We start from the raw sequence: 9,386 nt of genomic DNA on the forward strand, positions 1-9,386 counted from the left end.
GCGACCGGCAAGTGGGTCTCCCTGCGGTACTGGATGCTGACCAGGGCCCGGACCCGCCGCAAGTTCCGCAACCCGTGGGACCGGGCGTACACCCTGTTCTGGCAGACGGTGAAGGGTGACGGCGCGTGGCGGCGGCTGGAGCCGTCGCTGTGGGACTACGAGCTGGCCTACGGGCCGGTCATCGACGAGCTGCGGCCCGACCTCATCCACGCCAACGACTTCCGCATGCTCGGCGTCGCCGCCCGCGCGAAGATCCGGGCGGCGGTCGAGGGCCGCGAGATCAAGGTGGTCTGGGACGCGCACGAGTTCCTGCCGGGCCTCAAGCCGTGGCAGGACAACGCCCGCTGGCTGCCGGCGCACCGGGCCCACGAGCGGGAGTACGCCCCCTACGCCGACGCCGTGATGACCGTCTCCGACGGCCTCGCCGAGCTGCTGCGGCGCGAGCACGGGCTGCCCGCCGCGCCGGACGTGGTGCTCAACGCCCCGTCGGCCGGGCACGGCGACCTCGACCCGGACACCCCGGCGCCCGACCTGCGCGCGCTCTGCGGGATCGGCCCCGACGTGCCGCTGCTGGTGTACAGCGGGGCCGCCGCCCGCCAGCGGGGCCTGGACGTCATGGTCGACGCCCTGCCGCAACTGCCCGGCGTCCACGTCGCGCTGGTGGTCAACAAGCCGGCCGGCCCGTACGTCTCCGGGGTGCTGGCCCGGGCGGCGAAGCTCGGGGTGGCCGACCGGGTGCACGCCATGCCGTACGTCAAGCACTGGCAGGTGGTCCCGTTCCTGTCGGCCGCCGACGTCGGGGTGATCCCCATCCACCACTGGCCGAACCACGAGATCGCGCTGATCACCAAGTTCTTCGAGTACTCGCACGCCCGGCTGCCGCTGGTCGTCAGCGACGTGAAGACGATGGCCGGCACGGTCCGCTCGACCGGCCAGGGCGAGGTGTTCCGCGCCGAGGACGTGGCCGACTACGTCCGGGCGGTACGGGCGGTGCTGGCCGACCCGGAGCGCTACCGGGCCGCGTACGACCGGCCGGGCCTGCTGGAGAGCTGGACCTGGGAGGCCCAGGCCGAGGTGATGGACGGGGTCTACAGCCGGCTGCTGCCCGGCCGGCCGCGTGGCACGGCGGCGCAGCCGGCCAGCGGGGCCGACGCGGCGCCCGGCGACCCGCAACCCGCGGTCGGGGTCGGCACGTGAGCCCACCCGACGTCACCGTCATCACCGCCGTCTACAACACCATGCCGTACCTGACCCGCTGCCTCACCTCGCTGGTGGAGCAGACGATCGGCCGGGACCGGCTGGAGGTCATCGCGGTCGACGACGGCTCGACCGACGGCAGCGGCCGGGAGCTGGACCGCTTCGCCCGGCTCCACCCCGGCACCGTCAAGGTCATCCGGCAGCCCAACTCCGGCGGGCCGGCGGCGCCCAGCAACCGGGCCCTGGAGCGGGCCACCGGCCGCTACGTCTACTTCATCGGCTCGGACGACTACCTCGGCCCGGAGGCGCTGGAACGGCTCGTCGCCGCCGCCGACCGGTACGAATCCGACGTGGTGCTCGGCCGCACGGTCGGGGTGAACAGCCGCTACATCCACCAGGCGATCTTCGCCGAGTCCGCCGTCGACGTCGACCTGTTCGACTCGGCGTTGCCCTGGTCGCTGTCGAACACCAAGCTGTTCCGGCGGGAGCTGATCGAGCGCCACGGGCTGCGCTATCCCGAGGACATGCCCGTCGGCAGCGACCAGCCGTTCACCATCGAGGCGTGCCTGCGGGCCCGGCGCATCTCCGTGCTCGCCGACTACGACTACTACTACGCGGTCCGCCGGCTCAACGCCCGCAACATCACCTACAAGAGCCGGCACCTGGAACGGCTGCGCTGCGCCCGGGAAATCATCGAGTTCGTCGCCGGGCTGATCGAGCCGGGCCGCCGGCGGGACGCGGTGCTGGTGCGGCACTTCACCTGGGAGGTCGCCAAGCTCCTGGAGGACGACTTCCTGCGGGTCGACCGGGACGCCCAGGAACGGGTCCGGGCGGGCGTGTGCGACCTCGTCGAGCGGTACCTGACCGACGACATCCGCGACCGGCTGCCCGTGGAGGCCCGGGTCCGGCTCGCCGCCGCCCGGTACGCGGACCTCGACCACCTGCTGGCGGTCATCCGGCAGGACGCCGAGCAGGGCATCCCGCCCGCCGTGGTGGACGCCGACCGCTGGTTCGCCGGCTACCCCGGCTTCCGGGACTCCCGGTTCGACATCCCGGACGCCTGGTACGACGTCACCGACAGCGCCGCCGACTGGATCGCCCGGATGGAGACCGTCTCGGTGGCCTTCGACGGCACTCGGGCGCTCTCCGTCACCGCCCGCAGCCCCCGCCCGGACCTGCCCACCCTCGCCACCGGCATCGAGATCGCCGCCGGTGACGCCGGCGGCGTCACCACGTCGGTCACCGCGGACCCCACCGGCACCACCGTCCGGGCCCGGATCCCGGTGGACCGGTTGCTCGCCGACGTCGCCCCCGGCGGTGAGCTGCGGATCATCCAGGCCCGGATGACCGCCTTCGGCGCCACCGGCGCGGCCGCGGTACGCGGCCCACGCCGGCCGGTGCCCCAGCGGGCGCTGCTGCGTCGAGGCGCCCGCCTGCACGTGCTCACCACCACCACCAACCACAAGGGTCAGCTCGTCATCGCCGTAGCGCCTGTGACGCCGCGCCGGCTGATGGCCCGCCTGCGGCGCAGGCTCCCACTAGGAGGAAAGTAGTAGTCATGAACATCTGCGTCGTCGCGCTCGGAAAGATCGGACTGCCGCTGGCCGTCCAGTTCGCCTCGAAGGGGCACCGGGTGATCGGTGCCGACGTCTCCGAGCGGGTGGTCAGCCTGGTCAACGACGGAGCGGTCCCGTTCCCCGGTGAGACCGACCTGGACGTCAAGCTCAAGGAGGCGGTCGCCGCCGGTCTGCTGTCGGCCACCACCGACACCGCCGCCGCCGTCGCCGAGTCCGAGGCCGTCGTCGTGGTCGTGCCGCTCTTCGTCGACGCCGAGGGCGTGCCGGACTTCGGCTGGATGGACGACGCCACCCGGTCCATCGCGGCCGGACTCAAGCCGGGCACCCTGGTCAGCTACGAGACCACCCTGCCGGTGGGCACCACCCGCAGCCGCTGGGCGCCGATGCTGGAGCAGGGCTCCGGGCTCACCGCGGGCCGGGACTTCTCCCTGGTGTTCAGCCCCGAGCGGGTGCTGACCGGCCGGGTCTTCGCCGACCTGCGCCGCTACCCCAAGCTGGTCGGCGGCATCGACGAGGCGTCGGCCGCGCACGGCGTCCGGTTCTACGAGGCGGTGCTCGACTTCGACGAGCGGCCGGACCTGTCCCAGCCCAACGGCGTGTGGGACCTCGGCTCGGCGGAGGCGTCGGAGCTCGCCAAGCTCGCCGAGACCACCTACCGGGACGTCAACATCGGGCTGGCAAACCAGTTCGCCCGCTTCGCCGACACCGTCGGGGTGGACGTCACCAAGGTGATCGCGGCCTGCAACACCCAGCCGTACAGCCACATCCACCAGCCCGGCATCGCCGTCGGCGGGCACTGCATCCCGATCTACCCCCGGATGTACCTGTGGAACGACCCGGCCGCCACGGTGGTCCGCTCCGCGCGGGAGGCCAACGCGCAGATGCCGCAGTACGCCGTCGACCTGCTCGCCGCCGCGTACGGCGACCTGACCGGGGTCGAGGTGCTGGTGCTCGGCGCCGCGTACCGGGGTGGCGTGAAGGAAACCGCCTTCTCGGGCGTCTTCCCGACCGTGGAGTCGCTGCGCGCCCGGGGCGCGAAGCCGTACGTGTCGGACCCGATGTACACCGCCGAGGAGCTGACCGCCCACGGGCTGCCCGCGTACGCGGGGGAGAAGGTCACCGCCGCGATCATCCAGGCCGACCACACCGAGTACCGGACCCTCGCCCCCGCCGACCTGCCCGACGTGCGGGTGCTGGTGGACGGTCGACGGGTGACCGACCCGGCCCGCTGGGCCGACGTCCGCCGGGTGGTCATCGGCGGCTGACGCCGCAGTACGCGCAACGGGTCCCGACCGACCGGTCGGGACCCGTTCGTCCTCCGCGGGTCAGCCCTGGGTCAGGCCGGCCGGCGGTTTCTCCACGTCGCGGGAGACCACCTCGCCCTTGGCGTCGACCCAGCCCCTCGGGCGGGCCGGGTTGCCGGCGACGAGCTGGTACGGCTTCACGTCCTTGGTCACCACGGAACCGGCGGCGATCATCGCGTACTCGCCCACCTCAATGCCGCAGACCAGGGTGGCGTTGGCCCCGATCGACGCGCCCCGGCGGACCAGGGTCGGGGTGATGGTCCAGTCCGGGTTCTGCGCGCGCGGGCGGAAGTCGTTGGTGAAGACCGCGCACGGACCGACGAAGACCTCGTCCTCGATGGTGACGCCCTGGTAGACGGAGACGTTGTTCTGGATCTTGACCAGGTCGCCGACCGTCACGCCCGCGTCGACGTACACGTTGCGGCCGATGATGCAGCCGGCGCCGACCTGCGCGGAGGACCGGATGTGCGCCAGGTGCCAGACCTTCGTGCCGTCGCCGACGCGGGCACCCTCCTCGACGTCGGCCGACGGGTGGACGAAGACCGAGGGGGACGGGGAACTGTTGTCAGTCATCCTTCAACTCGCATGGCTCGGGGCGCGCCGTCGCGCCGTCGGTGATCCGCGTCGGCGTCCGCCGGAACCGGCCGTCGCCCGCACGGATCGGGTCTGCCGCCCCCGCCCCGGGCGCGGGAGCGAGACCCGGGGGAGCGGACTCGGGGGAAGCATAGCGACCCCCTAGCCGAGCAGCGCCGCCACCGCGTCCGCGACGGGCACGTCCGCCGGCAGCGCCGCGGCGGCCACCACCGCCGGCACCGGCAGGGGCCCGTACAGGTGCGGGAAGAGCGCACCGCCGCGCGACGGTTCCCAGCGCAGCGCAGCACCCAGCCGGTCCGGGTCCACCGTCAGCAGGGTCAGCCCGGTGACCCCGGTGAACACCCGTCGGGCCGTCTCGACCACCTGGTCGGCGCCGGAGAGGTGGATGAACCCGGACTGGTGGTCCGTGGCCGTGCCGGTGAGGTGGCCGGCGGCCAGGGCGTCGTCCCACTCGACGGTCGGCAGCAGTTTGTAGATCACCCCGGCAGCCTACGTACTGTCCGCTTTTCGCCGGTACCGCCTCGCCCGCGCCGCGCCGCCCGGCATGCTTCGGTGGAGCGGTCGCGGAAGGGTGGGGCCATGGAGAGCTACGACGACGACTGGACCGACAGCCAACGCGCGCTCTACGACGAGTGCTACCGGGCCGGCGGGGAGTGGGCCGACGACCCGGACACCCCGACCGAGGACGTGCAGCACGCGATCAACCTCGGCCAGGCCGACGACGACACCCTCGCGGACGCCGAGACCGACTACCCGCCCCTGGTGGACGCGGTCATCCAGGCCACCGGCGAAAACGTCACCAGCGTGCCGGCCAGCCACCGCGATCCGGGCTTCCGGGGCTTCGTCGACGGGGTCCGGGACGCCACCACGGACGAGGTCTTCGGGCTTTGACGTTCTCTCCGCTCTCAAGGACGGAGATTCCCTCCACGCTGCGAGTGGAACACGCGGCGTCCGGGTGGATTACCGCTTCGCTGCGCGGTGCCAGCACACGTGCTGGTCTTATCTGCGCTCCACGGTCGTTTAAGTTGTCCGCCCGTCCGGCGGCCAACAGGTTTTTGGCGGCATTGTGATCGCGGTCGTGGGTGCTGCCGCAGGGGCACACCCATGACCGGACCGACAGATCCATCTTCTCGTTGATTCGGCCGCAGTCGGAGCACATGCGGGTGGATGGAAAGAACCTGTCCACCCGACCGAACACCCGCCCGTACCGGGCGGCCTTGTACGCCAACATGCCGACGAACTGCGACCAGCCCGCGTCGTGCACGGACTTGGCGAGCCTGGTCCGGCCGAGACCGACGACGCACAGGTCCTCGACGTACACCGCTTGGTTGTCGCGGATAATCGCCGTGGAAAGTTTGTGCTGCCAGTCCCGCCGGGTGTCGGCCACTCGGGCGTGTGCCCTGGCGACCTTGACGACGGCTTTCTTGCGCCTGTTCGATCCCTTGGTCTTGCGAGACAGGTCTTGCTGCAACCGCTTGAGTTTGCGGGCGGCCCGGCGCAGAAACCTCGGCGCGGCGACCTTCGTGCCGTCGGACAGCAACGCGAAGTGGGTCAGCCCCAGGTCGATGCCCACCTCGGACTCGACCGGGGGCAGCGGTTCGTCCTCGGTCGTCTGTACGACGAACGAGGCAAAGTACCGGCCCGCCGCATCCTTGATAATTGTCACGGACGACGGTTCCGCCGGGAGGCTGCGTGACCAGCGGACCGGCACGTCGCCGATCTTCGGTAGGCGCAGCCTGCCGTTGTCCAGGACCTTGAACCTGCTGTTCTTGGTGAACCGGATGGCCTGCCGGTTGTCCTTGCGCGACCGAAACCTCGGCGGTGACACCTTGCGGCCCTTGCGCTTGCTGGTGATCGAGGCGAAGAAGTTGCGGTACGCCACGTTCAGGTCCGCGAGGGCCTGTTGCAGCACGACCGACGACACCTCGCCCAGCCAGGCTCGCTCGGGCGTATCCTTGGCTTGGGTGATGACCTGCTTGGACAATTCGCCGTCCGACAGATACTTCTCGCCGTTCTCCCTGGCCGCCTGCCGTGCGCGCAGCCCGTCGTTGAACACCACCCGGGCGCACCCGAAAGACCGGGCTAGCGCCTCGCGCTGAGCGGTATCCGGGTGCACCCGGTAGTTGTAACGCAGTTGCACCCGTGGACCATATCTTGGTCTATGGCTGAATTCGAAGGCGTCAGCACTGCTAAGTTCTTGCCCTGCACGCTCACTTGGTCTTTTGACGAAGTTCCGTCACAAGGTGTTCGGTGACCGGCATCCCGACCTGATACGCCACTACTACCGGGTCAACAAGCTCTGGTCGGGTACTTCGCCGGCTCCGTCGGTGGCACACCGCTGAGTGTCGTGCGTCAGTACATCGAGCAGCAGAACCACCCTGTCCAAGGCACTGCAGGGTCCATGGCTACGCTCCCAACGCGGGCCTTCACCCCCGCCCCGAAGGGCAGAGCACCGGGCTCGCATCCCGGTAGCGTCGGGCGGCCCTCCCGCCCGGCGCGGGCTTCTGCCACCATTCGGGGTCGACACCGCCGACGAATGGGGGCCCGGGTGCGCATCCTGCTGGTCGAGGACGACCGACGGGTGGCCGCCGCGCTCTCCTCCGCCCTCACCCGACGGGGGTACGAGGTCGAGCACGCCGCGACCGTCGCCGCCGCCCTCTCCGCCGCCCCCTGCGACCTGGTGCTGCTGGACCTGACCCTGCCCGACGGCGACGGCACCGACCTGTGCCGGGAGCTGCGCCGACGCAGCAGCCAGCTCGGCATCATCGCGGTCACCGCCCGGGGCGAGGAGCGTGACCGGGTGCTCGGCCTGCGGCTGGGCGCGGACGACTACGTGGTCAAGCCCTTTTCCATGGGGGAGTTGCAGGCCCGCATCGAGGCGGTGCTGCGCCGGGCGGCGCACACCGCGCCGGAGCGCAACCTGATCGAGGTGGGGGTGGTCCGCGTCGACGTGGCCGCCCGCACGGTGACCGTCGACGGCCGGGCGGTTGCGCTCACCCGCAAGGAGTTCGACGTCCTGCTCTCCCTGGCCCGGCAGCCCGGGGTGGCGGTGCCCCGCGACCGGATCCTGTTGGACGCCTGGGGCACCACCTGGGGTGACGGGCACACCGTCGAGGTGCACGTCGGGTCCCTGCGCGGCAAGCTCGGCGATCCCCGCCTGGTGGAGACGGTCCGCGGGGTCGGCTACCGGCTGCGCGGCGAGTGAGGGGGCGCGGGTGCGACGTCGGCTGGTGATCAGCTACCTGCTGCTGATGGTGCTGGTCCTGATGGCGTTGGAGACCCCGCTGGCGGCCACCCTCGCCACCCGGGAGACCGACCGGGTCCGCGCCGACCGGCTCGCCGACGCGACCCGGTTCGCCTCGCTGGCCGGGCCGGCGCTGCGCGGCGGGACGCCCGGTCCGCTCGACAACGAACTGCGCAGCTACGACGAGCTGTACGGCATCGGCGCGGCGGTGGTCGACCGGGAGCGGCGGACGGTGGTGGCCTCGGAGAGCTGGCAGCCGGCCCGGGGCACCCGCGAGGCGCTGGCCACCGCGCTCTCCGGGCAGCAGGCCAGCGGGCCGGAGTCGGTCTGGCCCTGGGTGGACGGCCCGATCGTGGTGGCGGTGCCGATCAACGACGGCGGTGAGGTGCTCGGCGCGGTGGTGACCGCCACCCCGGCCGCCGCGGTCCGCCGCACCGTCACCACGTGGTGGCTGCTGCTGGCCGGGATGGGCCTGCTCGCCGTGCTGGCCTGCGTCCTCACCGCGTTCGGGCTGGCCGGGTGGGTGCTGCGTCCGGTCACCGAGCTGGACGCGGTCACCCACGAGATCGCCGAGGGCGACGGGGGCGCGCGGGTGCAGCACCGGCTGGGCCCGCCGGAACTGCGCCGCCTGGCGGCGAGCTTCAACCACATGGCCGACGCCGTCTCCGACGTGCTGGACCGGCAGCGGGCGTTCGTCGCGCACGCCAGCCACCAGCTGCGCAACCCGCTGACCGCGTTGCGCCTGCGGGTGGAGGAGCTGGGGCCGAGCCTGACCGACCCCCAGGGGCGCGCCGAGCACCAGCTCGCGCTGGAGGAGACCGACCGGCTGGCCCTGGTGCTGGACGCGCTGCTCACCCTGGCCCGCGCCGAACGGCGGGAGAACCAGCGGGTCACCGTCGACGCGGCGGCCGTCGCCGCCTCCCGGGTCGCCGCGTGGCAGCCGCTGGCCCGGCACCGGTCGGTCGCTCTCCGGCTCACCGCGGCGGAATCCCCGGCGTACGCCCGGACCGTGCCGACCGCCATCGACCAGGCCCTCGACGCGCTGATCGACAACGCGGTGAAGTTCAGCGGCGCCGGCGGGGAGGTGACGGTGAGCGTGCGGCACGGCGACGGCGGCGTGGCGCTGGAGGTGCGGGACACCGGCCCCGGCATGACGTCGAGTCAGCTCGGCCAGGCGACCGAACGGTTCTGGCGGGCGCCGGAGGTGCAGAACGTGGACGGCGCGGGGCTGGGCCTGACCATCGTGGCCGTGCTGGTCGACGCCTCGGACGGGCGGCTCACCATGCGCCGCGGCGAGCCGCGCGGCCTGGTCGCCGGCCTGTGGTTCCCCGCCGACCCGCCCGCGGCCCTCCCGGCGCCTCGCGTCGCCGCCGAACTCCCCGATCCCGCCGCCGGCCCGGAGGAGACCCTGGTCGGCTGAGCCTCCGCCGTCGCAAGGCGGTGCTGCCGCTGCGGGGGGCTTCGCCGCGC

The 9,386-nt window shown here is 72.4% G+C and carries 9 protein-coding genes; 6 read left to right on the forward strand and 3 right to left on the reverse strand.

What is annotated here, in order from left to right; translation table 11 throughout:
• The 3 genes from NCC78_RS22085 to NCC78_RS22095 form a co-directional block, all read left to right on the forward strand.
• Nucleotides 1–1,197, forward strand: a 1,197-nt coding sequence (locus tag NCC78_RS22085; RefSeq protein WP_250796750.1) for a glycosyltransferase family 4 protein, incomplete at its 5' end; no start/stop codon positions are given.
• Nucleotides 1,194–2,750 (forward strand): glycosyltransferase family 2 protein, encoded by a 1,557-nt coding sequence (locus NCC78_RS22090; protein WP_250796752.1) that lies wholly within the window; start codon nt 1,194–1,196, stop codon nt 2,748–2,750. The genes NCC78_RS22085 and NCC78_RS22090, both read left to right, overlap by 4 nt.
• Before the next feature lie 5 nt (nt 2,751–2,755).
• Nucleotides 2,756–4,039: a nucleotide sugar dehydrogenase gene (locus NCC78_RS22095; RefSeq protein ID WP_250796755.1), complete on the forward strand. Its 1,284-nt coding sequence runs from the start codon at nt 2,756–2,758 to the stop codon at nt 4,037–4,039.
• 60 nt (nt 4,040–4,099) lie between these two features.
• On the opposite strand, the gene NCC78_RS22100 is transcribed toward NCC78_RS22095, so the two are convergent.
• Together NCC78_RS22100 and NCC78_RS22105 are read right to left on the reverse strand one after the other, a co-directional pair.
• Nucleotides 4,100–4,651, reverse strand: a complete 552-nt coding sequence (locus NCC78_RS22100; RefSeq protein WP_250796756.1) for an acyltransferase — start codon at nt 4,649–4,651, stop codon at nt 4,100–4,102.
• Between the two features lie 162 nt (nt 4,652–4,813).
• Complete coding sequence (locus NCC78_RS22105; protein ID WP_250796758.1) at nt 4,814–5,152, reverse strand: DUF952 domain-containing protein; 339 nt, start codon at nt 5,150–5,152, stop codon at nt 4,814–4,816.
• A 99-nt stretch (nt 5,153–5,251) separates the two neighbouring features.
• Between NCC78_RS22105 and NCC78_RS22110 the strand changes: the two genes are divergently transcribed.
• Nucleotides 5,252–5,563, forward strand: a complete 312-nt coding sequence (locus NCC78_RS22110) for a hypothetical protein (protein WP_250796760.1) — start codon at nt 5,252–5,254, stop codon at nt 5,561–5,563.
• Here NCC78_RS22110 and NCC78_RS22115 read toward each other — a convergent pair.
• On the reverse strand, nt 5,469–6,812 hold the full coding sequence (locus NCC78_RS22115; RefSeq protein WP_250796763.1) for an RNA-guided endonuclease InsQ/TnpB family protein: 1,344 nt from the start codon (nt 6,810–6,812) through the stop codon (nt 5,469–5,471). The two genes, NCC78_RS22110 and NCC78_RS22115, sit on opposite strands and share 95 nt — an antisense overlap.
• A gap of 396 nt (nt 6,813–7,208) precedes the next feature.
• Here NCC78_RS22115 and NCC78_RS22120 point away from each other — a divergent pair, with 396 nt between their 5' ends.
• Together NCC78_RS22120 and NCC78_RS22125 are read left to right on the forward strand one after the other, a co-directional pair.
• Nucleotides 7,209–7,877, forward strand: a complete 669-nt coding sequence (locus NCC78_RS22120; RefSeq protein WP_250796764.1) for a response regulator transcription factor — start codon at nt 7,209–7,211, stop codon at nt 7,875–7,877.
• 10 nt (nt 7,878–7,887) lie between these two features.
• Nucleotides 7,888–9,336 carry a sensor histidine kinase gene (locus tag NCC78_RS22125; protein WP_250796767.1) on the forward strand — a complete coding sequence of 483 codons (1,449 nt, stop codon included), beginning with the start codon at nt 7,888–7,890 and terminating at the stop codon, nt 9,334–9,336.
• Nucleotides 9,337–9,386 lie beyond the last annotated feature (50 nt).

The sequence above is a fragment of the Micromonospora phytophila genome, from assembly GCF_023656545.1.
In the GTDB taxonomy this organism is placed as follows: Bacteria; Actinomycetota; Actinomycetes; order Mycobacteriales; family Micromonosporaceae; genus Micromonospora; species Micromonospora phytophila.